A 24,659-nucleotide genomic window follows, 5' to 3' on the forward strand; every position below is an offset into this window, starting at 1 on the left:
GATTGAAACGCTACTGATCACCTGGTCTCAGATTCATAAAAAAGTAATACCTTGCAAGAAAACAAAACAAACTACGTTAAATGTAGAGTTAGAGCAAACTCTTACCTAATTTTATGATTAAAAAACTTAAACTACCTCTTTTTATTGCTACAATTTTCGCGAGTTCATGCTCTTCAGTATATATGCCCAACGTACCCAACACCCCAATGCTTAGTCAGAAAGGAGAATTTAGTGGCGGGCTACACATTTCACCACGAATTAATACTAGTATTAATGGAGCTTATGCTGTTTCCGACCATATTGGTGTACTCTTTAGTGGCTCTTATATAAACAGAGAAAAGAAAAGTAAAGATTACAGGCAAAAGCTAGTAGAGATAGGGGGAGGCTGGTTCGATACCTTTGGCCCGGATAATAACAGAATTATAGAAATATATGCCGGGTTCGGAGCTGGGAATACCGATCGGGTATTTAGAGAATTTGATGATAACGATATCTTGATCAGCCGTGATGTGGAGGAGATCACTTATAGCAAAACCTTTTTGCAAGTAAATTATAGCTCTAAAAAGAATAGCAACCTACGTCTTTTCGGAACCAATTATCCATTAAATTATGGAACGGCCTTACGCATCAGCAATGTAGACATGAAAACCTTTATGCGTAATTCGATGGGGCAGGTTAGAGAAGGCAATATATTTCTGGAACCTATTTTCTTTACCAGAATGCGGTTAAATGAAACTATACAATTACAGTATACCACAAGTGGAACTTTTGGTTTAAACAGCAGGAAACATATGAATGCTGGTAATTCTATATTCACGATCGGAGCGGTAATTAATTTAAATGGGAAAAAAGCGAAAGAAAGTTCAAATTAATATTCAAAACATGCCTTCTATTCGGGTACTTCCTGGTCTCCTCATAGAAGGCATATTTTGTGTTCACATTATGTTGAAAGCTTAATATTGAGCAACAACGGCCTGTCTTTTATACCCTTTTTATTGGCCTTAAAGATAATATAAACGTCATGAAGCTGACCATCCTTAACTACATTTAAGGAGAGGTTCCCAGCTGTTGCGCTTATACTCCCCTTACCAAGTAATTGTCCGTTTTGATTGTTCAGCCTGATTTCAGCACTATACTCACTGCTTACGCCCATTTCTTTTATCACAATCGAAAGTGAAGAAATATCAGTCAGATCGATTTGTTTCAGTTTAATCCAACCTGCATCCTGAGGGAGGATTAAAGCTTCTGTGCCTGAAAAATCGCGGCGACCGAACTCAGATATATCCTTTAAATCACGAGCTTCAATTACATTGCTTCTGAGGTTAACAACATTCGTAGTACTTAAAAATTTCAATCCTGGGGCTCCCATATCCGAATAACTAGCCTTTAATGTAAATATAGGTTTGCCGGTATTTATAGTTGCAGGAGGAATAATTTTACCTGCTAAAGGGAGTGAAGGTTTATTGTTAGCCGTAGCGCTAAGTGACATGATCCATTCAGCTATTTCTTTCGCTTCTCCTTCTTTCATTGTAGGATGGGCAGGCATTGGAACTTCGCCCCATACTCCACTACTGCCTTTTACAACTTTAGCAGCCAGATAGGAAATTGCTTTGCTGTTTTGCTGATATTTATTAGAAACTTTCTTAAAAGATGGGCCAATGGATACCTCATTAACCTTATGGCAGGTACTACAATCGGATTTAAGCATTAGTGATTTACCTATCAGGGTTTGGGCGGCCTGCTGATGACCCAATTGTGCCCCAGCAAGATCAAGCCCTTCAGTGTAAGTACTAGATATATATATCCTTTTTTTGTTAACTGTGGACCCATTATCAGTAACCAGCACCTGGTAAGAAACCGGTTTAGAAGGGAAATAAAAACTCTTGTTGCCTGTAAGTCTGATTTCAACCTCCGGATGTTCATTACCGGCAAATACAGTGATTGTATTACTTGCCGATGATGCTCCGGCTTTATCCACTGCTTTTACACTGATAGCGTATTCACCTTTTTGAGTAAATGTATGCGTAAGCACAGGCGTCCTGGTTGTTTTTTTTATTCCCTTACCTAAATTCCAGATATAGGATAGCGTATCTCCATCTGGATCCTTCACATTCAAAGTAGCTATAAGTTTATAAGGTAATAAACCACTGGTCTTCTTAATTTCCATCTTATTGATCTGTGGAGGTCTATTACCTTTCAGGTAGTCGACTCTAACGATTCCGGCATCCGGGTTTTTGGTGAACCAGCCTTTTCCATATTCCAGAATATATATTTTACCATCCGGACCAAGTTCCATATCAATCGGAGCAGCTAGTTCCATATTGCCAAATATAGGCTCCATAGCCAGGTAATCTCCGGTTGGTGACATGCTTACCGCTTTTACCCAGCCTCTCATCCATTCATAAATCAATAATTTGCCATTATAATAAGCAGGATAGGGACTTACACCAGGTTTTGGACGGTAGACTGGGCCGGCCATTGCGGTTCTTCCTCCTGAACCTACTTGAGGGAACTCTTTTGATTCGCCATAAGGATACCATATAAATGCTGGTTGAGCTGGTGGGAGTTGGGTTAATCCTGTATTGTTTGGCGAATTATTGATACCGGATAGTGGATTAAAAGCTTCGCCACTTTGGCCATTAGTGTAGTCATAAGCTCTGTAGGCATAATTGTTTCCAATAAATAGGGGCCATCCAAAGAAGCCGGCTTTACGCGCCTGGTTAATTTCATCATAACCCCTTGGTCCCCTTAGTTCATTGTCGCCAGACGCATCCGGACCAACTTCACCCCAATACAAATAACCTGTTTGTTGATCAACTGATATGCGGTAGGGGTTTCTGTTACCCATTACAAAGATTTCAGGTTTACTTTTAGGGTCATTTTTGGGAAATAAATTTCCATCAGGAATGCTGTAGGTACCATCGCTTTTCACCTTTATCCTCAGTATTTTACCTCTTAGGTCATTAGTGTTCCCCGACGATCTCCTTGCGTCATATTGCTGAAGTCCCGGACGATTATCTAAAGGTGCATAACCTTTATTTACAAACTCTTGTTTTGGTACATCGAAAGGAGTAGAATTGTCTCCTGTAGATACATAAAGCAAGCCATCTGGACCAAACGTGATAGATCCGCCTGTATGACAGCAGATTTCCCTTTGAGAATAGAATTCCAGAACTATTTTTTCAGAAGAAGGGCTGATTTTATCGTTAACCATTTTAAAACGTGATAAACGGTTTACAGCAGTCTTTATAGGGCTATAGAAAACATATATGTACTTATTTATCGCAAAGTTAGGATCAATAGCGATGCCTAGTAAGCCTTCTTCGGCGTTAACATTTGGTACATTCGCTTTGTAATAAACATCTAGTTTAAGGGCTTCTTTTAAGGTTTTAGCATGATTTTTATAGATCATTATTTCGCCTCTACGCTGTGCAACCAGAATATCAAGATTTGGTAAGATGGCCATTTCAGTTGGCTCTGTGAATTGTCCTTGTACCAGTTTAACCTTTACAAATCTGCTTTGGTCTGGTGTGTCGATTTTTAATTTATGATTTTCAGCAGCTCTACTTTGCCCGAATAAGAACGACAGCAGAAACGTAATGCCAGAAAGCATTAAAGTACGTAGTGTATTCATTTTTTAATTTTGTGTGTGGTTTATACACTAAATATAAAATAAATGAATTACTTATTTAGAATTAATGAATTTGATTATGTGTTTGAATGACTTTCAATCTACGTGGCTTTATCTTTAAAACTGAGCCTTTTCTTAGAAAGTTGGTATAGCCTTTATGTAATTTTATAGCCTTTACAGCCTCATAGCCTGCATTTGTACTTCTAATCTTATTTAGTAAGAAAGTGTCATCCTTAAAAAGATCACTTTCTTTTAAAAAGCCACTTTTTAAAAAATTACGTATAATTACAGCTAACTCCTGATTGGCATATACATGTAATGGTAAATTAAATAAATCATCATTTAATCGCTTGAAAACATCGTTAATCCAGTCAGCCTGCACCTCATCTGTGACAACTATTTGCTCATCATGTAGTTTAATACGTTGTAAAAATAGCCTGGCACTATACCTCGTAATCAATCCGCCATGCAAAGAATCACGTAAGGTATAGTCCAATCGGTCAGCACAAAGATGGGGCAGGGGCTGCTCAAGAATAGGAAAATCTCCATTCAATACCTGATCAATATGATAACCATGTTTCAGCAAAACTGCAGGTATTTCTGAATTCAGTAAAACGTCAGCATATACCTGCTCATGATAGTTTTCTTCCTTATTCTCGAATACATAATCACCTACATGTGAAAATGCAGTATGTGAAACATCATGCAATAAACCAGCAATTTGTTCCAACTCAGATCCACCAAGCATTCTGATCAGCAGTGTCACACCAATAGAATGCTCCAGTCGCGAATGACTCATGTCGGGGTTCACTAAAAAAATGGCGCCACTTTGGTGTACGCCACTCAATCGTTTCAATGCTGCTGTATTTAGCAAATCCTCAAAAATAGCTGGTAATTCAACATTTCCGTAAAGTATATCGTTCAACTGTATCATATGTAAAGCTTAAATAAACCGTCATTTATTGCTATATATCGGTACTGCAATATTACTAATATTTTTAGTTTTATCTAAAAAATTGATGCAATTTATTTTAGTATACCACTAAGAAGTATAGCTTAGCAATTCGCTTGTCATAATGTTCACTTGGAAGGGAATGGCATATTTAGTAACTTCAAAAAAACTTATTATATCATGAAACTAAAATCATTATTGCTAACCATTACAACTGCGTTAGTTATTCAGACTGCCATTGCTCAAAGCACACCGGCAGTTGCTACGCCAGCACCAGCAACCGAAGTGCTAAATACAGCAATCCAAAAAGCGAAAAAAGAAAAGAAACAAGTATTGGCTATGTTTCACGCTTCATGGTGCGGTTGGTGCCATAAAATGACCGCTAGCTTAAACGATCCGGCTATAAAACCTTATTTTGATAAAAACTACGTAATTGCTGATTTTGTAGTTTATGAAAATAAAGGGAAAGAGAATTTGGAAAACCCAGGTGCTGCCGATTTGTTAAAGAAATATAATAACGATAAACAAGGTTTACCTACATGGTTGTTTTTTGATGCAAAAGAGAACTTAATTGCCGATTCGCAAATGAGACCAGAAGGCACTCCGCTTACTGCTAAAGGTGAAAATGTAGGCTGTCCGGCAAAACCAGATGAAGTGGCGCATTTCATTACTTGCTTAAAAAAGACATCTAAACTGAACGAGAAACAACTAGCAGAAATAGCCGCTGTTTTTAGTAAAAACGAGATTAAAAGGTAAAACACTATTCGTGCTTTACCCACACATTATAAATTTGTACCGCCCCAAAAGCATCGCAGGATTCACCTTCGACTTTCCTTTTGCCCTGGCAGGATGATTGAACATAGGCTCCGGCTTTAAAATAAGCACCTGTAAATGCTTTTGGGTAGGTATATTTTAGCTTCCCATTATAGTAACACTCGGTTTCGTTATTTTTTACTTTAAACAAAACGGTAAACCTTGTGCCAAGCTGATAGTTTTCATCAAGCACCGGACCTTTATCATCGTCCATTTTAACAAATAGCTTATTCTTTTCTAACCTAAACACGATTACATCATCTTCCGCATCGTGAATTTGCCCTACAACAATATGAGGCTTTTTTGTAGGTAAGTGAATAATGCTTTGATCAATTAATAGGGTATGAGTGCCTTCTGATGAAGACCATGACGCATTCTTTTTGCCATTATCGGTCATTTCTCTTAGCTCTGACCTTGGATAGCCTGAACCCTTGGTTGTTGTGCCACCTGTTAGGGCCCTAAAAACTACTGCATCACCTTCCTTATTAACGTAAAACCAATGAGGATTACTATAGGTCCCGAGCTCTGGCTGTTTATATTCGTCAGACCTATCAGGTGTTTTAACTCCCTCTGGTACATTAAGCTTCCAGTTTGTGAGGTCTAGTACTTGTGCAGGTAGTTTTTGAATAGACTTAACTGCACTTCCCGTAGCCAGCAGCAGGAATAGTCCGGCCGCTGTGCTAAGTATAATAAACCTGTATATAGTTCCTTTAAAATTCATGGTGTGTTGCTATTTACTTACGCCTATTGGCAATTGATTGCTTGTGATAGGGGAAGTACCCTGCCATTGAAAGTTAAGTCGCTCAGGATTGGCATAATTAGGTTTAGCACTGTAAATATGCTTTCCTGTGGCTTTGTTGTAAAATGATTCTACTTTTCCCGATTCATAAAAGTTGCAATAGTCAACCAAAATATTGTCCCATCGGTACTCTTGAAACAAAATAGACCTGCCGCCCTGACCGCTATTAGAAAAGTTACTGTTTGTTACCGTGGCCTGCTGCGCCCCCACAAGCCTTATTACGGTTCCTTGTTCTCTGTTTTCTACTTCGTTAAAAGTACAATGATCAATGGTTACAAATGGACCGAGCGTACTTTCGTCATTTCCGCCTCGATAAATATTTATGGCGCTGCCCAAAAGGTTGGTAAATGTGCAGTTTTTGATGATGGTATATTCTGCATTGTAAATGCCTTTATCATCTTTCTCTGCAGATAAATCTATTCCACTCCCAGACATGTGGTGAAAAATGGAGTTGATGACCACTAAACTATCGGCAAGTGTACTTTTAGATGCTTTAAAACCGCTATTTGTACTCTCATTATAGTCGTAAAACTCGCAATCATCAATGGTTAGCAGGTAAGGTCTGTTCATGGGCTGCTCAGTTGATTTGATACCTGCATCGGCAGCCGAAAAGCTCTCGTACGTACCTTTAAAAGCCAATCCTTTAACAGTAAGGTCACCACCGTTTTGTATGGTAATAAATGCCGGTAAAGATTTTAAAGACGCATTTACCAATACAGGCCTGTTTTTTAGGTTTTTAGCCGCCATAATTATAAGAGGCTTGCTAACGATAATTCCTGATACCATTTTATAGTACCCTTCATCAGCCAGCACAATGGTATCGCCAGCAAGGGCATTATTTACAACACCTTGTATAGTTGCACTTTGTGCGGCTTTTACAATAAAACTTTGTGGTTTACGCAATGACTTGTTTGTTACCACTTTATACCATTTTGCACCTGTAGCTTCTTTATTAATTAAGGGTAGTTTTTTTAAATTGGCTCCAAACTGTGCATCATAAGGTAGGTCATAGCCTTTTATGCTAATTGTGTTGATTTTTACCTTTTTAAACCCTGCAGGTGTTTCTCCTTTAAAGCTATCATTCAACGAGTTATTGGTAAATACAATACCCTTATCATTATTAGCATCAGTGTATACCTCGTTGGTTTGGCTAAGCACCAGATTGTTTTTAAAAGCTACATTTTCTGGCCCCAGTGTTCGCTCTGCATCTTTACCTGCACCAAATAGGATGCTACCACTGTTGATAAAGGTATTGTTTTCTATAATTGCATCTTTAACCTGATAATACCTGTTTATTAACGAATTGGGTACACCATTTAATACAGCCAGTGCCGACCTGAAGTTATTACCTTGCAGTTGGTAAAAGACATTGTTAAATACACGTTGCCGTGGATTAATAACTCTAACACCACCAGTAAATGGTTTGTTGTTGCCTATAAAAAAGTTTCCTTCTACCACGTTTTCAGATCCATGTCTTAATACCAATCCACCTTCGCATTCGTAAAAAGTATTGAAGCTTACATTATTGTTTCCAGATTTGACAGACACCACCTCAACCTCTCCATTGCAACGCTCAAAGTAGTTGCTTACTATGTTAGTACGGGAGGCAGTTAAAGAATACCTTGAGTTTCCTATGCGGATGGTTTCACCTCCATTTGAGCCAAAGCGCTGACGGCCTTTGAAATAATTACTGTCTATACTATGGTGATTCTCCTGACTCCGGGCATCATCCAACTCTGCTACAATTAGCGGCCCGGCATTAAGCTTGTTTACGAAAGTACAATGGTCTACACGGTTGTTTTTACCGTAAAAGGTAACCCAGTTATCTGATTTAAAACGCTCTGGCTGGCTATAGTTTTCGATAACGATATTGCTGACTCTACAATTATTGGCCAGCATATCGTTGTTGATGCGAAAAGAAATAACATCGCGTTTAGGGGAATAGCCATTTCTAAAGTGGAAACCTTTTACCACCAGATACTCGCCACCAATTTGTATAGAGGACTGACCAGTGAAGGTTACGCCACCTGGGGTTTGTGGCATAATTACAATCGGTGCTTTAGCCGCTCCTTTTCCTTGTAGCTGTATGTTGGCATTGATCCATTCTTTGTCTTTTAAATAAATAACATCGCCTGGTTTCGCACTTGCGACAGCCTTACTTAGCGCTTGTGGACTGTCAACCACAATATTGCTTGAAAAGCTATTGAGGCTGAACAATAATAAAAATGATAGAAAAAATGTATTTGCAATCATTATTTAGAAACTAAAATGTCAAACTTAATGGTGGATAGTGGTGTTGAAGAGCCAATAATCACCTCTTTAGCCCTTAGTAACATATTGGTAAAACTTCCATCAGCTTCTGGTACTCTTATCCAAACCAAATAGGCCGTAGTTAGGTTAAAAGCATTTGCCGCAGCTACAAGATCGTATTTAACACTACTGCTACCGGGCAGTAATATACCTGTAAAGAACTCATCACCCAGATCGGTAATAGTGTTAGCATTGTAAGAAGCATATATTTTATCAGTTTCTGCGGTTCCCGGAATCAGTGTTCTAAACTTTGTTGCCTTAAGATCTATTGCACTTGGTTCCCATATTTGGACACCGCATTTAAAGTTTTTGGCAATAGTAGTAGTATTCGACGGTCCATATATTGTAAATGCAGGTGTGGTGGTGCAATAGGTTACAAAATCCAGATCCTTTTCCTTTCCGCTGATGGTGCAAGTACCCAACAGTGTTCCACTTTTCCCCATAAAGAAGCTATTGGTTGATGGTGCTGCCGCTGTACCATGCGCCATCATGATGACATCTTTATAAAGTGTGAATTTTTTAAGCGGGATATTGATTACAGATTCTGCTCTTAAGTCGAATTTATCGATAATAACCACCTTTAAATTTCCGGCATTTTTACGATAGGTATACTCATAATTAAGGTCATATACCTTTTCGCTGTTGCTTAAGTCTATTTTATTAACCAACACAAAAGTACCCTGATAATCATCATATATCTCAATTAGTTTCAAACCATTCTCTGAACTGGCCTTGCCGGTAACGCTTATTATGTTTGATGCATTTGGCAGCAAGCTAACTGGTACGTTTTCTAGCTTAGGCATAGGAGGGGTAAACGAGGTTACTTTAATAAAACCTTCAAAAGTGGTGTTGTCAAGGTGTTTAACCATTACTTTTACACCCATTACCTGCGCCATTTTTGCAACTGCATAGCTCGAAGAAGGGATATTAAACTTGTAATTGTTCCTACTGTCCTCAGCAGGATTTCCAATATAGATTAACGAGTCTGTTGTATTATTGCGTACCAGATAGCAGTAAATTAACTTTATGCCAGCTGGCGAAATAAGCTCCGCGTTGATTTGTGCATCAGGGCTAATCTGTTTTGTAGCCATGTTGTACGTAAACTCGTTGGTACTAAAAGTATCTGGACTAGAGATCCCTACTTTATCTTTCTTACAGCTTTGCATTAACACGGAAGCGATTAGCAGAACAGTAAACCAAAGGTTGTTTTTATGCTTCATATTCAATTTTTTTAGGGCTAGTAACCCGGGTTTTGAACAATTTTTATCTGGTCGTTTGCATCCAACTCACGTTGCGGAATTGGAAGCAATAGTTTTTCAGCAGTTAAATTAGATTGCAATTCAGCAAGCGTAAATGCGGGCCTATAGGCCTTGTAATGCGAATCGAATTCAAGCGCATAGTGATTTTTGATAACCGTAATGGCTTGTCCAGTACGTATAAGGTCAAAAAAGCGTTGGTTTTCAAATGCAAATTCAAGTCTCCTTTCGTTCAATAAAGCATTTAAGTACTGTGCAGAAGTTGTTATAGCATTGATAGTTCCGTCTGTTGGGTACTTGTAAAAGCCCGCATTAAAATCTCCCGTACTATAATCTGCAGCTCCGGCTCTTGCTCTAACCTGATTTATCAAGGCTATACCTGTAGCTCCAAAGCCCAGCGCTTCAGCTTTCATTAACAGCACATCAGAAAAACGAAGTACAGGAAAGTCATTCTCAGCATCAAATTTAACCAGTACCGGAGAGATGAACTTTTTAACGTACAGTTTAGAAGAGTATTTTGCCATGGTTACGGCTTTTCTGTTATCTGTGGCACCTGTTGCCGGTGTTTTATAGGTTAGGTCCAACTCATTAGTAGGAAAGTTGTAACCACTACCATCGCCGTTAACAATAGCGCTTCCGCTAGATGTTGGGGCAAAGTTATTGGCCATTAAGCTACCCAAGCCAAAACCTCCGGCTTTAAACCTTACAGCAAACAGGATTTCTTTGTTCATCTCATTATTGATAGAAAAAACATCAGAAAAAGATGGTAGTAAGCCGTGGCCACTGTTTGTGATCACATCATCTAGTAAAGGAAGTGCCTCGGATGCGCGGTTTGTCGTTAAATACACTTTAGCCAACAAAGCTTTGGCGGCCCATGAAGTTGCGCGGCCAGCATCAGTGCCAGTTGCAGATGAGTAAGGCATTTGTGAAAGCAGATCTTTAGCCGCCAATAAATCAGCTGAAATGAGCTTATAACTATCTGCTAATGGTGCCCGGGTAATCTTTTTTGATTGCTCCGGATCAACGGGCTCCGTAATCAGAAATACATCACCATATAGTCTTACAAGGTTAAAATAGTGGTAAGCACGTAAAAATAAGGCTTCTCCGGCTAGCTGATTTTTTTGCTGTTGGGTCATTTTAGCCGTTCCCTCGCCAAGCGTTGTTTGTCCCGCAGCGTAGCTAACACCAAGGCTTTTTAATACGTAATTGATAGAACGAAGGTTTTTGTAGGTAACTAACCAGTATTGATATACTTTATCGTGAGCAGAATTTAGGGTGTACATATCCAGTTCATTAAATTCGAAGTTAATAGCCGCCGAACTGTTTGCTACACCTTGTTTAGAATTGTCAGTACGTAAATCTGTTAGCATCCATTCAAATTCCAGTGGCTTTTGCAGTCCGTTATAACTACCCGTAAGAGCCACACTGGTTTCTTCGTAATTTCTATAAAAAGCATTAACCCCAATATTAGAAATGGGATCAATATCGATGATCTTATTACAGGCGGTAGTGCTGATTATCAGCAATAGCCCCGCAGCTATGTATTTAAAGCTTTTCATCTTATTTGTTTTCAGGTGTTTCATGATTTAAAAATTAACATCTATACCAAATGTGAAAGTGCGTGAGATTGGAAATGCACCACGCTGATAACCGTCAATAAGTGGAGAAGAGTATTGTGATGAGGTGGTCCGTGCTTCCGGATTTATACCACGGTAAGAGCTGCCCATTAAATAAACCACATTATCTGCAGAGCTATAAACTCTTACGCCATTAACACCCAGTTTTTTTGTGATTTTAGAAGGCAGGGTATAACCTAGTATTACGTTTCTGATAGCTGCATAAGAACCATCCTCAATCACGTAATCGGTAAGTAACCAGTTTTCTCCATTGGTATAGTATGGTGTTTTACCATCACCAGGGTTGGCTGCGCTTATCCACCTGTTTTTATTGAAGTTCTCATTATACCTTCTGGATTCATTGTAATTGGCATCGCCATTAATTAAGCTTACGCCTTGTACACCTTGTATAAGAATGTTTAGATCGAAACCTTTGTACTTGAATGAGTTATTGATGCCCCACGTAAAATCCGGGAAAGGAGTACCAAGAGTTGTACGGTCGTTTACATCAATTTTATTGTCGCCATTGATATCTACAAACTTCAAACCACCCGCAGCATAGTATTTGGCAAGGGTAGAGGTTTGGCCGCTGGCTTTGGCTGCATCAATTTGCGCCTGAGAAGTCCAGATACCATCAGTTTTATAGCCAAAGAACTGGATGGCAGGCTGACCAACAATAGCTGCATATATTTCATTACGCTCGCCATAATTGTACTGAAAAGGCTCTCCGCCAAGTTCAAGTAGCTTGTTCCTGTTAGCTGAAAAATTTAAGGCCGTAGTCCATTGAAACTTGTCATTTTTGATGTTGTTAGAAGTTAATTCTACCTCTATACCTTGATTTTTCACTCTTCCTGAGTTGTCAAAATATTCATAAGAGCCGCTAAATGATTGAGTAGATCTTTTGTATAATAGCTTTTCCGTATTTGAGTTATAATATTCTAAACTTAAGCCGAACCGGTCTTTCATAAAGCCTAGATCAAGTCCTGCATTGAATTCGAAAGTTCGTTCCCAGGTAATATTTGGGTTAGCCAATACATCTGAATTTGGCGCAAGCCCCAGGTTTACATCACCATTGCTACCTCCAAAAGAGTAGTTCCCAGGATATAATAGATTTTGGAAAGCGAAACTCTCAATTTTATTGTTCCCTGTAGCGCCGTAACTAGCTCTTAGTTTCATGTTGCTAAGCCAGGTCATATTTTTCATAAAATCTTCTTTTGCTATTCCCCAACCTGCAGATATAGCAGGGAAGGAACCGTATTTCTGTCCCTTAGCAAAGTAAGAGCTTCCATCCATACGATAACTCACAGCCATCAGGTATTTGCTTTTGTAGTCATAAGTTAAACGACCTAAATAAGAAACAAGACCTATGCGATCTTTCATTGTTCTGGTTAGCGCCTGATCAATTTGAGCAGCCTGGTTTAGCGTTTCAAATTCGTCGGTAGGGAAATTGCGTCCTACCATATTTGATTCTTTGATCATTGTTTGTTGGGTAGTAAAACCCAGCAAACCGGTAAAACTATGGTTGCCTTTGGTCAGGTTATAATTTAAAGTATTTTCAAATAACAGATCGAGGTAGTTCTTAGTATAAACTGTTGCCTCGTTTACATCGCCATCTTTTCTGGCACTTGACTTTGTAAAGGTGTTATTTTCTTGCTGAGAGAAATAACCACCAATAGAGGTTTTAAAGATTAAATTAGGTAAGAATTTAATGCTGATATCACCACTACCCAGCATCCTGTAGGTTTGCTGATCCCTGGTTTCTCTTGCCGCAATAGAAAGGGGAGTGTTGTTGCTTGTAGCAAATGGTTCTACAGGACCTGTGCTGGTCCATAAACTGCCATCAGGCATGGTGCCAGAGTATTGCAAGCCATTAAAGTGACGCGCCTGTACAAATTCCCCCGGTAAAATACCTGCCCATTGTGCATTTTGGTGCACATAAGCTGCTGTAAAATCATTATGATAAACAGGCAGGAAAGATCCGAACCTGAAATAGTCTGTGAAATTTACCGCTGGTCTTTGGGTTTTTATATAGGATGGGTTGAAATTGATACTAAAATCTACTTTCTTACCTAACGCACCATCTATCTTAGCTTTTACATTTAAGCGCTCATTATCGCTGTATTTTAAAATAGCCTGATCTTTTTGGCCACTCGCGGATATATAGTACCTCAAATCTTTCTTACCACCTGATAACCCCATTTGTATATTTGCAATGGAAGCGTCTTGCAGGGCTTCTTGTTGCCAATCAGTTGGAACACCACTAATCTGATCTTCGATGATGTAAGCGGCTCTTTCTGGTCCTGTAATGAGGTTTTTACCGTTAGCAGGTACCGTGGGGTCATTTTCTCTTAAAGCAGCCTCAGCAAACAGCATTTTAGTATAATCAGTAATACTCATGATTGGGTTAAGCTCATAAGGCTTTTTAAAACCGTAATACGATTTAACCGAATATCTGGGCTTATCAGATGCACCGCTTTTAGTGGTAATCAGAATTACACCATTTGCAGCTCTGGAGCCATATATCGCTCCGGATGCAGCGTCTTTCAGTACCTCGATAGATTCTACATCTTGTGGGTTGACAAACGACAGGCCATCTGGCACGGGATAACCATCAACTACAACTAATGGCTGGGAGTTGGCACTGATAGAACTAAAACCACGAATTCTTACAATCGGTTCAGCACCCACTTCAGAACTCACATTCTGAATAGTAACGCCCGCAATTTTACCAATCAAGGCATTATCTAATCTTGAAGTAGGGATCTCATCAAGATTATCATTCTTTAACTTGCTTACAGCACCAGTTACGGATGATTTTTTTTGTGTTCCGTATCCAATTACTACAAGTTCGTTCATGGTATTTTTTACTTCTTGTAAGGTGATGGTTACAGTGGCTGCACCTTTTACAGCATAGGCCTGCGATTGGTAACCTATGTAGTTTATCAGTAAAAGCTTACCTGTTTCTGCACTAATAGTAAACTCGCCTTTGTTGTTGGTCACTGTTCCCTGTTTCGAATCCTTAATGGTAACAGATGCGCCAGGTAAAGTTTCTCCCTGTGCAGATTTAACCACACCCTGGACTTTTACCCGGGTTTGCGAAAACCCTGACTTAGCGAACAGAAAGCTGGAAATTGCAACCAGCAGAATGCTTCGCAATAAAACGCTCAATTTCATATTTATATTGTTTTAATTTGGTTTTAGATTGATTGTGTTTTTACATCGTTAATTGTACTGAGGATTTTGTTTCAGATTACCTTTACTCAAATCAATTTCTGTTTGCGGAATTGGAAAGATTAACCTGTATGCTGGCACCGTGATATTAGGATTACCGGTATTGACCAAATATGCATTGAGAATGGTAATTGTGCTCGCCTGATCCATTCTTACCAAATCGTACCATCTTTCGTTTTCAAATCCGAACTCCAGCTTCCTTTCTTTAAATATGGCAGCTCTTGCAGCTTCTTTAGTGTTTAATCCGACTAAGATATATTGACTAGCTACAGCTCTTGCTCTTACCTCATTTAATGGTGTAAGTACGTCTGTTGTTGGTGTTGCAGCCAGCTCGTTAGAAGCTTCTGCATACATCAATAAAGCATCAGCAAACCTGATAACAGGGAAGTCGTTTCCGGCATCTCTTTGAGGAGCAGTTGGATCCAGAAACTTGGTACAGAGTCCGTTTACAGCATTAAATGTGGTCGCTTTTCTGATATCCGAGGCTTCGAAAAGTGCCTGATAAGCAGCAGATGCTTTTACATTTCGGGCATCACCATTATTGGTATATTCATAAGAGAATGAGTTTCCTTCTCCATTTGCACTTGCTTTATAGCGAACAGCAAACAGGATCTCTTTACTCATTTCAGTTGCAGTGCTAAATATTGCACTGTACGATGGGTTAAGTTGATAGGTACTGCCTTTAAAATTGGCACCTACAATAGGAGCAAGCTGTATTTTAGCATTATCATACTCTTTTAAGGTAAGGTATACTTTTGCCAATAGGGCTTGTGAAGCACCTTTGGTAACTCGTGCTACTTGTGCTGTAGGCCATGATGGTGGGCAATAATCCACCGAGGTTAAAAGATCTGTTTTGATCTGACCGTAAATCTCTGTTTTATTGATGCGTTTGAATTTCTCAAAATCATCAAATTTGATAGAAGCTGTAAGCAATGGAACATCGCCGTATAGCCTTATTAAATTGAAATACATTAAGGAACGGATAAATTTGGCTTCCCCCTCAAAGTATTTCTTCTTAGCAGGATCTGTTACATTATCAATGTATTTTAATACAAGGTTACAGCGGGCAATCGTATTAAATGCACGTTGCCAGTAATCTAACACAAAGAAGTTTGAAGGTGCATCTCTAAAGAACTTTATGGCGCCCCAATCACCCTCTAAAGAAACACCAGAGGTATTATCAGCCCTTATTTCGGTTAATTTAAACTCCATGTCATATACCTTTTGGAGTCCATCGTAACAAGCAATTACACCTGTTTCTACTTCTTCGGTATTGCGGTAATAGGTTTGCTCAATTAAATTTGAAATTGGCTTTTCATCTAAAAACTTTTTACAGCTGGTAAAGCTTAATACAATTACTACTGCCGTTAATATTTTATGTCTCATTTCAGTAAGTTTAAAAGTTAGCATTAATACCAAAAGTGATGTTTCTGGTTACCGGAGCAGAGCCTCTTTGATAGCCATTTTTTAAAGGATCGTCTGTATATTCGTTTACACCCTCAGGGTTGTAGCTCGAGTAACCCTTGGCAAACTTGTACCATAAATTAGCCGCCGAAGCATATATTCTTAAGTTGCTAGCCTTAATTGCACTTAACCATTTTGCGTTTAAAGTATAACCTATATTAAGGTTTCTTAAGGCTACAAAAGATGCATCCTCAATAGAATATCTACTTTCTGTTTTATACTTGGTTTTAGCTTGTAAATTGGCAGGCAGACTTAAGTATGCCGAAGTTCCGGTTGCAGAGAACTGCGTTTCGTAATAGTTAGGGTCAGCATTAAATACGCTGGCACCTTGAGAACCCTGAAGCACAAAACTCAAATCAAAGTCTTTGTATTTAAAGCTACTGGTTAAGCCCCAGGTAAACTTTGGTGTTGGTTGCCCTAGTATTACACGATCTTGCTCATTTACTACGCCATCGTTATTGATATCTCTGGCAATAATCCTGTCCGAATGCACATTGGTAGGCCAGAAGGTGCCACCAACAGCTATATCGCTATCGTACTCGTATCCATAAAATTGAACCAGTGGCTCGCCAACTTTAGCAAGGAAATAATTTAACCTTTTAGGATCGCCTACACCAATTATGAAATTGCTGTTGCCTAAAGCTTTAACTTCATTTTCATTGGTAGCTCCGTTAGCACTTATGCTCCATTTTAAATTTTCTTTATCGATGATTTTAGCGCCTAATTCTATCTCTAAACCTTGATTTTGTACCTCACCTATATTGGTCCATACACCATTGCTTCCAGTAATCGTATTGATAGGAAGGAAGAAAAGAAGGTCTTTGGTTGTAGAGCGGTATGCATCTACTGTTAAAGTAAATCTGTTTTTTAAAAATGCCATATCCACACCTGCGTTGAAACTAAAACTGCGTTCCCAACCCAAATCAGGATTATCATAGAAGCTAGAATTAAATCCTAAACTTGTGGCATCGCCTAATATAGCACCAACCGTATTTACGTTAGCAAAAGCTCTGTAGTTACCTATGTTGTTATTCCCCGTTGCGCCATAACTTGTTCTGATTTTAAAATCGTTTACTACAGCACCTTCTGGATAGAAATCTTCATTACTTACACGCCAGCCTAATGATGCCGAAGGGAAGTATCCCCAACGATTATCCTGACCGAATCTAGAGCTGCCATCCCAACGCGAACCTATAGATACCAGGTATTTATTATCATAAGCATAGTTAGCCCTGAAAAGTAGTGAAGCTAATGTGCTGCGCTCTTCTGCAGATGTTAACGAACTTAATGTACCTGCATTTAATGTTGGAATATTATCAGTAGCAAAGTTTGTAGCCGCAGAGTTGCTGCTGCTTAGCTTGGTAGATTGCGCTGTAAAACCTGCAATCACACTCAAATCGTGCTTATCAAAACTCTTGTTATAACTTAATATGTTCTCATTCAAAAGATCGACAGTTTGAGTGTTAGATAAAGTTCCTCTTGTAGAAGCCTGTGCTACTGCAGCTCCTTGTAAAAAAGGATCTCTGGTTGCCCATGACTTCTGAAAAAACTCATTGCGCGAGTTGCTAACAAAGGCACCTCCAGATATTTTTAATGATAAAGCCTTGCTAAAGTTGTATTGAACATTTGCATTGGCAAGGGTTTTAAAGGTATAAGTGTTATTGTCTATACCGTACAAATTTGCATAACCATTGTTATTAGCTGTTGCTGACAAGTTGATGCCTTTATATCTTGTATTTGCAGCCGGATCAAAGGCGCGTTGATGAACCAGATTTCCTAACGGCAAACCAGTAGCCTGCGATATGCTTTCGTTAGCGTACAGTGGCATCCAGGTAGCAAAACTCCTTAACAGATCGTGAATTTTATAGTTAGGTGTACGTTGTGCTGTGTAAGAAGGAGTGAGGCTAACACCTATTTTCCATTTATTATTTGGGGTAATATCTATATTCGCTTGTCCACCATATCTTTTATAATCGTTCGTTACAATTACTCCTTTATCAAATAAAGCTTCACCAGATGCATAGTATCTTACGGTACTACTTCCACCACTCACATTAACCTGCGCATTTTGAAAGGCACCTTGTCTAAAAACAATATCCTGCGGATCAAGTGGTACATCATATTGTTGTGCAGCGATGATTTCGGGCGACAAAACTCCGTTGTTTACAGATTTTACATGATCAACCCATTGCGAAAGAGTAGGGAAGTCTAATCTTCTGTATACATCTTTAAATCCGGCTGAAGTATTAAAGCCAACTACAGTTTTTCCATTTTTACCAGATTTAGAAGTAATAAGGATAACTCCATTTGCACCTCTGGAACCATAAATAGCTGCCGAGGCTGCATCCTTTAATACCTCAATACTTTCGACGTTATTCATGTCGACTGCAGAAAGATCTGTAGGTACAGGATAACCATCTATTACAATAAGCGGGTTTGTACCTGCCGTAATAGATGCTGCACCACGAATTTTAATTACTGGCGCTGCACCTGCTGTTGCATCAGTAGTTTGAATTTGAACACCGGCAAGTTTACCTGCTAGTGCCTGATCTGCCCTTGAAACAGGGATCTGGTTCAGGTTGTCGTTAGTTAATTTAGCAACTGACCCCGTTACTGAAGATTTTTTCTGCGTACCATAACCAATAACTACCACAGTGTTCATGGTATTGTCCTGAGCTTGTAGGTTTATGGTAATGGTTTCGCTTTTAGTAATAGCGTAAGTTTTCGACTGATATCCTAAGTAATTTATGATCAGGTTTTTTCCAGCATCCAGGCTTAATGAAAACGCTCCTTTTTCATTTGCGACCGTACCTTGTTTGGTTCCTTGTACCGTTATGGATGCACCAGGCAATATTCCGCCTTGTTCATCTTTTACAACACCCTGAATAGTTAGTTTAGTTTGAGAGAATGCTGGTTTCCAAAACAGAAAACAGGACAATACAATGAGGAGAATACTCCGTAAGTAAACTTTCGAATTCATATTTGTAATGATTTATATTTGGTTTCAGGTTACACCTACTTAGTAAAATCCCTTTTTACCGTAGGAAACAGTTCTTAACGCGTAGAGCTGCCAGGTAATATTTTAGAGGGTGTTTAAAAATTGTGGTTCAATGCTTTTCAAACACCCTCAAATATTTAGTTTTAAGAGAAATTTAATCCACCATTGATGTCAATGTTGGTTCCTGTAATGTAACTGGCTTGATCAGATGCTAAATAAACAATTAAATCAGCTACCTCAGAGGCTTCACCTTCTCTTTTTAATAAAGTTGCATTTGCCACATTAACCCTTACTTCAGGCTTGCTAAATGTATCGTGAAAAGTAGTAGCAATCATTCCTGGCAAAACAGCATTTACACGGATGTTTTTAGGCCCAAGTTCTTTAGCCAATGATCGGGTATAGGTCATTATTCCACCTTTTGCAGTTGCATAAGCACTTGCACCGGGACCACCACCATCCCTACCTGCTAATGAAGAAAGATTTACAATTGAGGCACCCGATTTCATATGAGGGATAGTCGCCTTACTTACCAGATATGCACTTTTTAAGTTTAAATCCATAACAGCATCCCAAAATTCCTCGTCTAATTCAAGCGTAGGTTTTCTGGCCACCATACCACCTGCAACGTTTACCAGGATATGGATTTCGTCACCAAACGCCGCTCTTGCCTGGTCTACTAGCTGTGCTACCTCAGCAGATTTAGTTACATCACCCTTTACAATGATACCCTCACCACCTTGATCTGTAATCAGTTTTAAGGTTTCTTCAGCATTGGCAATATTGCTATGATAGTTGATCACAACTTTTGCTCCTTCTTGTGCAAGCTGACAGGAAACAGCTCTACCGATATCTCTGGACCCACCAGTTACAATTGCAACTTTATTTTTTAAACGCATAGTCAAAATATTAATTAGTTAATTACTTTTTTAGATGTTATAAATTTTATACATACCCATGTGATTGGAACCAGCACTGCTGCCAGAACAAAAAAGGATACATAGCTTGTTTTTGTAATAATTGGAACCGCCCAGGTAGTCAGCAATGTTCCAGCTACAGCGGCTGTACCGCCCATGCCGGCTACTGTACCTATATTTTTGCCATTGAAGTAATCACTCGGCAAGGTTTGGATGTTTCCGATAAGGAATTGGAATCCGAATAATGTGGTACCAATCAAAATCATCGCCAGTGTCGGTTTATCCTTAAGGTCATCAAGGTTGTAAACAATAGCTACCAACGAGATCAACATCACTACACAGCCAAATGCAATGGAATTTTTTCGCGCTTTTACTGCGTTTACACCACGTTTAACTTGCCACGACGAATGGTATCCTCCAGCTAAACTACCTATGGCCGCGAAGAGATAAGGCAACCAGGTAAAAGCGCCAATTTGTTTAATATCGAACAGAAACTGTTCTTTTAAAAAGGTAGGAAGCCAGGTTACAAATAACCACCATACGGGGTCTATAAAAAACCTTCCCATAATGATACCCCAGGTATTCCTGAATTTTAGAAGTTCCTTCCAGGTTAATACTGGCGCAACCTCCACAGATGTATTGGTATCAGGATTGGTATCCAATATGTAATTACGCTCTTTCTCTGTAAGCCAGGGGTGTTTTTCAGGTGCAGCTTTATTAATTACCAACCATGGTATAACCCAAATAAGTCCTAATGCTGCAATCAAGACAAATGTCATTTTCCAGCCAAACGCAATGTAAAGCAATGCAATTATTGGGGCAGAGACGACTGAACCCAAGGAGGCACCTGCGCCAAAGATACCTTGTGCTATGGCTCTTTCTTTTGCTGGAAACCATTCTGCATTACTTTTGGTCGCACCGGGCCAGTTACCTGCTTCAGAAAACCCAAGCAGGAACCTAAAGATGTTGAAGGACATTAACGACTGTGCCAATGAATGTAACGCAATAGAAACACTCCATCCAATAATGGATATTGTCATCCCTAATCTGGTACCTACAGCATCCATCAGTTTACCTGTAAAGGTTTGTCCAAGGGCATAGGCAATCATAAAGAATGTTGTGATCAACGCCAGTGCACTTTTATTGTCTACATCTGCAATCCCAAACTCCTTATAGATATAAGGCCACATGATATTAATCGCACTACGGTCTATATAATTGATCACGGTTGCAAAAGCAATCAGCGCAATAATATACCATCTTAATCCTTTTACTTTCATAAACCAAGCCCCTTCAAGAATTCCATAATCTTAGCATTTACCATGCTGTTATCTTCAGAACTGAATTTACCATGCTGTCCGCCTTTAACGGTAATGAACTCATTTTTCACACCCATCTCATCTAATTTTGCTTTAAGGGCCACAGATTGCTCATAAGGGACTATTGGATCTGCATCACCATGTACAATAAATACGGGTGGACTGCTCTTTTTAATTTGGTAAAGGGGGGATACAGATTTGGCAAAATCTTTATCTTTTGCCTTGTCACCTAACCAGCTTGTTGCTGATTTACTTGTCTTTAGCGGCCCGTAACCCCAATCCCATACATCAGTAATGCCATACTTGTCTATGATTGCTGCAACTTTAATATTTTCTGTGCCTTTGCAATTCGTATCAAAAATGTGGTTGTTCTCTAACAGGCCACCCATTAAAGCCAGATGTCCGCCCGCAGAACCGCCCATAATCACAATTTTATTCACATCGATATTAAATTTTTTAGCATTTTTTATCAGGTAAATTAAAGCGCAACGGGTGTCTTCAACGGCCGCCGGAGCCGTAGCAACGCCTGTTAAACGATAAGCAATATTGGCTACTGCATAACCTCTTTTAAAGAAACCATTAAAACCTGTTTGAGATTCCTTGTTTCCTTTATTCCAGCCACCACCGTGAATATTTATCATGAGAGGACTGAGGTCGTTCTTGGCAGGAGGTAGGTATAAATCTAGTTTACCTTCCCAATTGTTTACTTGCGTATATACCAAATTGAGCTGTTCACTAAAACCTGCAGGGTAGGTAACTTTCTTTACTTGTGCCGAATCTTGGGCACTAAGGGTCTGGCCGGCTAGTAAAAGCCAGCAAATTAGCACTATCTTCTTCATCTTATTTTATAGGATAAATTAACTTTTCAAAAAATCTTCGCGGTGAGGAGAGAAGACATCAATAAGGATTCCGGGCTCTATACACACGCAACCATGCCAAACATGAGGAGGTGCGTAAAAGCCATCGCCTTTTTTAATAATCTTCTTTTTGTCACCAATAGTCATTTCAAATATGCCACTTTCAACATAGGTAACTTGTGAATGATGATGCTCATGCAGCACCCCCACAGCTTCCGCCTCAAATTTTGCCTTTACCAGCATGATCTGGTCGTCATAGCCGTATATCTGCCTATTTATCCCGTTACCCAAATCTTCCCAGGGCGTTTCTTCATCTATTTGAAATAAGTTAGTCTGTAACATGATAAATTAATTAAGTTTTATAAAGTTTTCTTTGTTCTGATAATTGATTTGGTAGGTATAAACCTTTTGCTTCACCTTAAATGAAAGCGTAACCTGTTTTTTGTCACTGCTTATTATCCGTAAGTCGCTCAGGGCACTGGATGCCCCGGTAGTAGTTTCACTAACTGTATTGGTACGACCATGCGTTTCTATAATATTAAAGAACGTTTGATTATTTGATTTTGGAGCCGATAACATAAAGGCTTTACTTTCAACCAAGCTCATATCCGGGTCGTTCGCACCAAGAGACAATACCTTTAAATTAACTTCATTATCAGTTGCAAAATGAATGGTATAAAAGCGTTTGTTATTTAATATGCTTAGATAACCTGCTTTTTCTTTAACCAGCTGTTCTGCATTTAGCCAAATATGCTGGTAACCATAATTTTCACCAAGTGGTTTAAGTTGATCGGTAAAGCCGCTTATTTTTAAAGAAGCATCTACAATATGGCCTTTATACCAAAAAGGAAGATCATATTGATGTGGTTTTTCCGACAAGGCCTGAAATACATCTATAACCAATGGCTTTTTTAACTCAGCCACTTTAAGCAAGGCAGTAGTTCTTATCATTTCTACACCAGGATACGCATTTCGCTCGGCTGCGCTAACAACCTGCAGGTTATTGTCACTTTTGAAATACAGTACTTCAGGATAGCTTTTTTGTGCCACATCCGAGTTGCCTTTATGATGTGAGGTTTGATCAACTACTAAAGTATTATGCGCTACCGTTTGTTTGGCCCAGGATTTATTCTCAGGTAAATAATCACCACCTTTTTTAGATTCTATATTTATAAATCTGGCTGAGCCGTAATCGGGTAATATCTCTACACCATTATCATAGTACAGCAGGTTAAGGCGATCAAAGTGTCCGTGTCCCATCCCTTGAGATGCGGCTTTTATCAGTAAAACCTGTTGATCTTCATTACTGCCGTATCTCAATATACCTAAACCTCCTTCCTTACCATTAGCGCCGTCTTTGATCAATTGAGGGCGGTAAGAAAAAGGCGTGGCCATACCAGCATACAAATCGGCCGCCACTTTCAAACCTGCATCGGATACAACAACCTCGGCTTGTCTTTCCGCAACACTTAGCAAATCTGGTAAAGGTTTAATATCTGCATAGGCGATATCTACACCATAAACCAGTTCAGGAGTTTCATAAGTCTTACTTTTTATTGCATCATTAATAGGGAAGAAAGTACCATCAGTGTAAGTGAGCTGTAAAGAAGTGTTGATCGCTTTGGCCAGTAATTGGTTTCGGTATTCAAAAATCTTCAACTCCGGCTGAAAGTTATTGATGGCTTTAGCAAAAATAATAAACGGGAGCAAGGCATATCTTTGATAATATGGCCCCTCAGTATAGTATCCATCAGGAGAGAACAATTGATCTATTTGTGCAAGATAACCGGTTTTACCATCTTTTGCTGAGCCTTTTATTGCCATTTGTACATATTCAGGTTTGTTAAGTACATACCCAGTCATACCTACAGCAGCAATATCCCATGTGCCATGATTATGTATTTTATCAAAGGTCTCTTTACAATCTACAGTAAAGAATTTAAGCATGGGCTCAAATAAGCCCGCATTAATAATTTCTCTGTTTTTTGGAGAAATGGCTTCGTAAACCATATCATAGCCTTGTATGGTATAAACCTGCCACACGAAATCATTCAGACTTTGCCAGAAGATTTTACCAGCCTGATGATTTTCTTTTCTTTTAGGATGTAATGGCCATTTATTATAATCCGCAGCATACTTCAACAACATGCTTTCTACATAAGTGGCATATTTCTTATCACCGGAAATTTGATAAGCTACACCACAATTAAGCATATTGGTGTAGTTCTTTTTATGTTGTTCGTGCGTAGCACCACCGCCGGCATCTTTAGGTGTTGGTACATTAACAGATTCTACCAGAGCTTTGTCCGCATCAGCTTTTACCTTCTGATAAGATTTTTTCAGTAGTGGATAGGTATCCGTTCCCTTTCTTACCGCTTCAATATTTTTCTTGGTCAGCATAATACCCGGATGTTCCTGCGCTGATATGCGTAGGGCAAACATTAGGCAAAACATAGCCATTACCAACTTTTTTAAGTAGTTCATATTCATTTTAAAGAA

The 24,659-nt window shown here is 39.1% G+C and carries 16 protein-coding genes; 2 read left to right on the plus strand and 14 right to left on the minus strand.

What is annotated here, in order from left to right:
- Positions 1–113 precede the first annotated feature (113 nt).
- On the plus strand, positions 114–872 hold the full coding sequence (locus B9A18_RS12335; RefSeq protein WP_084289618.1) for a hypothetical protein: 759 nt from the start codon (positions 114–116) through the stop codon (positions 870–872).
- A 68-nt stretch (positions 873–940) separates the two neighbouring features.
- On the opposite strand, the gene B9A18_RS12340 is transcribed toward B9A18_RS12335, so the two are convergent.
- Both B9A18_RS12340 and B9A18_RS12345 read right to left on the minus strand, forming a co-directional pair.
- Positions 941–3,634, minus strand: a complete 2,694-nt coding sequence (locus B9A18_RS12340) for a PQQ-dependent sugar dehydrogenase (protein WP_084289620.1) — start codon at positions 3,632–3,634, stop codon at positions 941–943.
- A gap of 61 nt (positions 3,635–3,695) precedes the next feature.
- On the minus strand, positions 3,696–4,565 hold the full coding sequence (locus B9A18_RS12345; protein WP_084289622.1) for an HD domain-containing protein: 870 nt from the start codon (positions 4,563–4,565) through the stop codon (positions 3,696–3,698).
- A gap of 198 nt (positions 4,566–4,763) precedes the next feature.
- Here B9A18_RS12345 and B9A18_RS12350 point away from each other — a divergent pair, with 198 nt between their 5' ends.
- Positions 4,764–5,339: a thioredoxin family protein gene (locus B9A18_RS12350; RefSeq protein WP_084289854.1), complete on the plus strand. Its 576-nt coding sequence runs from the start codon at positions 4,764–4,766 to the stop codon at positions 5,337–5,339.
- A 4-nt stretch (positions 5,340–5,343) separates the two neighbouring features.
- On the opposite strand, the gene B9A18_RS12355 is transcribed toward B9A18_RS12350, so the two are convergent.
- The 12 genes from B9A18_RS12355 to B9A18_RS12410 form a co-directional block, all read right to left on the minus strand.
- Positions 5,344–6,117, minus strand: a complete 774-nt coding sequence (locus B9A18_RS12355; RefSeq protein ID WP_084289623.1) for a polysaccharide lyase family 7 protein — start codon at positions 6,115–6,117, stop codon at positions 5,344–5,346.
- Between the two features lie 9 nt (positions 6,118–6,126).
- Positions 6,127–8,448, minus strand: a complete 2,322-nt coding sequence (locus B9A18_RS12360; protein ID WP_084289625.1) for a chondroitinase-B domain-containing protein — start codon at positions 8,446–8,448, stop codon at positions 6,127–6,129.
- Entirely contained in the window at positions 8,448–9,725 is a 1,278-nt protein-coding gene (locus B9A18_RS12365) for a hypothetical protein (protein WP_084289627.1), read from the minus strand. The genes B9A18_RS12360 and B9A18_RS12365 overlap by 1 nt, the downstream gene beginning before the upstream one ends.
- A 17-nt stretch (positions 9,726–9,742) precedes the next feature.
- Complete coding sequence (locus B9A18_RS12370; protein WP_235005313.1) at positions 9,743–11,344, minus strand: RagB/SusD family nutrient uptake outer membrane protein; 1,602 nt, start codon at positions 11,342–11,344, stop codon at positions 9,743–9,745.
- Positions 11,345–11,347: 3 nt separating this feature from the next.
- Positions 11,348–14,551 (minus strand): SusC/RagA family TonB-linked outer membrane protein, encoded by a 3,204-nt coding sequence (locus tag B9A18_RS12375; protein ID WP_084289629.1) that lies wholly within the window; start codon positions 14,549–14,551, stop codon positions 11,348–11,350.
- 48 nt (positions 14,552–14,599) lie between these two features.
- Positions 14,600–15,994 carry a RagB/SusD family nutrient uptake outer membrane protein gene (locus B9A18_RS12380; protein ID WP_159452656.1) on the minus strand — a complete coding sequence of 465 codons (1,395 nt, stop codon included), beginning with the start codon at positions 15,992–15,994 and terminating at the stop codon, positions 14,600–14,602.
- Between the two features lie 10 nt (positions 15,995–16,004).
- On the minus strand, positions 16,005–19,052 hold the full coding sequence (locus tag B9A18_RS12385; protein WP_084289632.1) for a SusC/RagA family TonB-linked outer membrane protein: 3,048 nt from the start codon (positions 19,050–19,052) through the stop codon (positions 16,005–16,007).
- A 161-nt stretch (positions 19,053–19,213) separates the two neighbouring features.
- Positions 19,214–19,966 carry an SDR family NAD(P)-dependent oxidoreductase gene (locus tag B9A18_RS12390; RefSeq protein WP_084289634.1) on the minus strand — a complete coding sequence of 251 codons (753 nt, stop codon included), beginning with the start codon at positions 19,964–19,966 and terminating at the stop codon, positions 19,214–19,216.
- Between the two features lie 14 nt (positions 19,967–19,980).
- A complete protein-coding gene (locus B9A18_RS12395) occupies positions 19,981–21,264 on the minus strand; it encodes an MFS transporter (protein WP_084289636.1) in 1,284 nt (427 codons plus the stop codon).
- Positions 21,261–22,142: an alpha/beta hydrolase gene (locus tag B9A18_RS12400; protein WP_084289638.1), complete on the minus strand. Its 882-nt coding sequence runs from the start codon at positions 22,140–22,142 to the stop codon at positions 21,261–21,263. The genes B9A18_RS12395 and B9A18_RS12400 overlap by 4 nt, the downstream gene beginning before the upstream one ends.
- Before the next feature lie 18 nt (positions 22,143–22,160).
- Positions 22,161–22,502: a cupin domain-containing protein gene (locus B9A18_RS12405; protein WP_084289640.1), complete on the minus strand. Its 342-nt coding sequence runs from the start codon at positions 22,500–22,502 to the stop codon at positions 22,161–22,163.
- A 6-nt stretch (positions 22,503–22,508) separates the two neighbouring features.
- Positions 22,509–24,644 (minus strand): alginate lyase family protein, encoded by a 2,136-nt coding sequence (locus B9A18_RS12410; protein ID WP_084289856.1) that lies wholly within the window; start codon positions 24,642–24,644, stop codon positions 22,509–22,511.
- Positions 24,645–24,659: the final 15 nt, after the last annotated feature.

The organism is Pedobacter nyackensis (assembly GCF_900176505.1).
Taxonomy (GTDB): domain Bacteria; phylum Bacteroidota; class Bacteroidia; order Sphingobacteriales; family Sphingobacteriaceae; genus Pedobacter; species Pedobacter nyackensis.

Excerpts from the sequence above, each read along its gene's own strand:
- B9A18_RS12375 (WP_084289629.1), bottom strand. The coding sequence starts at position 14,551 with ATGAAATTGAGCGTTTTATTGCGAAGCATTCTGCTGGTTGCAATTTCC.
- B9A18_RS12410 (WP_084289856.1), bottom strand. The coding sequence starts at position 24,644 with ATGAACTACTTAAAAAAGTTGGTAATGGCTATGTTTTGCCTAATGTTT.
- B9A18_RS12365 (WP_084289627.1), bottom strand. The coding sequence starts at position 9,725 with ATGAAGCATAAAAACAACCTTTGGTTTACTGTTCTGCTAATCGCTTCC.
- B9A18_RS12395 (WP_084289636.1), bottom strand. The coding sequence starts at position 21,264 with ATGAAAGTAAAAGGATTAAGATGGTATATTATTGCGCTGATTGCTTTT.
- B9A18_RS12370 (WP_235005313.1), bottom strand. The coding sequence starts at position 11,344 with ATGAAACACCTGAAAACAAATAAGATGAAAAGCTTTAAATACATAGCT.
- B9A18_RS12390 (WP_084289634.1), bottom strand. The coding sequence starts at position 19,966 with ATGCGTTTAAAAAATAAAGTTGCAATTGTAACTGGTGGGTCCAGAGAT.
- B9A18_RS12385 (WP_084289632.1), bottom strand. The coding sequence starts at position 19,052 with ATGAATTCGAAAGTTTACTTACGGAGTATTCTCCTCATTGTATTGTCC.
- B9A18_RS12345 (WP_084289622.1), bottom strand. The coding sequence starts at position 4,565 with ATGATACAGTTGAACGATATACTTTACGGAAATGTTGAATTACCAGCT.
- B9A18_RS12350 (WP_084289854.1), top strand. The coding sequence starts at position 4,764 with ATGAAACTAAAATCATTATTGCTAACCATTACAACTGCGTTAGTTATT.
- B9A18_RS12355 (WP_084289623.1), bottom strand. The coding sequence starts at position 6,117 with ATGAATTTTAAAGGAACTATATACAGGTTTATTATACTTAGCACAGCG.
- B9A18_RS12380 (WP_159452656.1), bottom strand. The coding sequence starts at position 15,994 with ATGAGACATAAAATATTAACGGCAGTAGTAATTGTATTAAGCTTTACC.
- B9A18_RS12360 (WP_084289625.1), bottom strand. The coding sequence starts at position 8,448 with ATGATTGCAAATACATTTTTTCTATCATTTTTATTATTGTTCAGCCTC.
- B9A18_RS12405 (WP_084289640.1), bottom strand. The coding sequence starts at position 22,502 with ATGTTACAGACTAACTTATTTCAAATAGATGAAGAAACGCCCTGGGAA.
- B9A18_RS12400 (WP_084289638.1), bottom strand. The coding sequence starts at position 22,142 with ATGAAGAAGATAGTGCTAATTTGCTGGCTTTTACTAGCCGGCCAGACC.
- B9A18_RS12335 (WP_084289618.1), top strand. The coding sequence starts at position 114 with ATGATTAAAAAACTTAAACTACCTCTTTTTATTGCTACAATTTTCGCG.
- B9A18_RS12340 (WP_084289620.1), bottom strand. The coding sequence starts at position 3,634 with ATGAATACACTACGTACTTTAATGCTTTCTGGCATTACGTTTCTGCTG.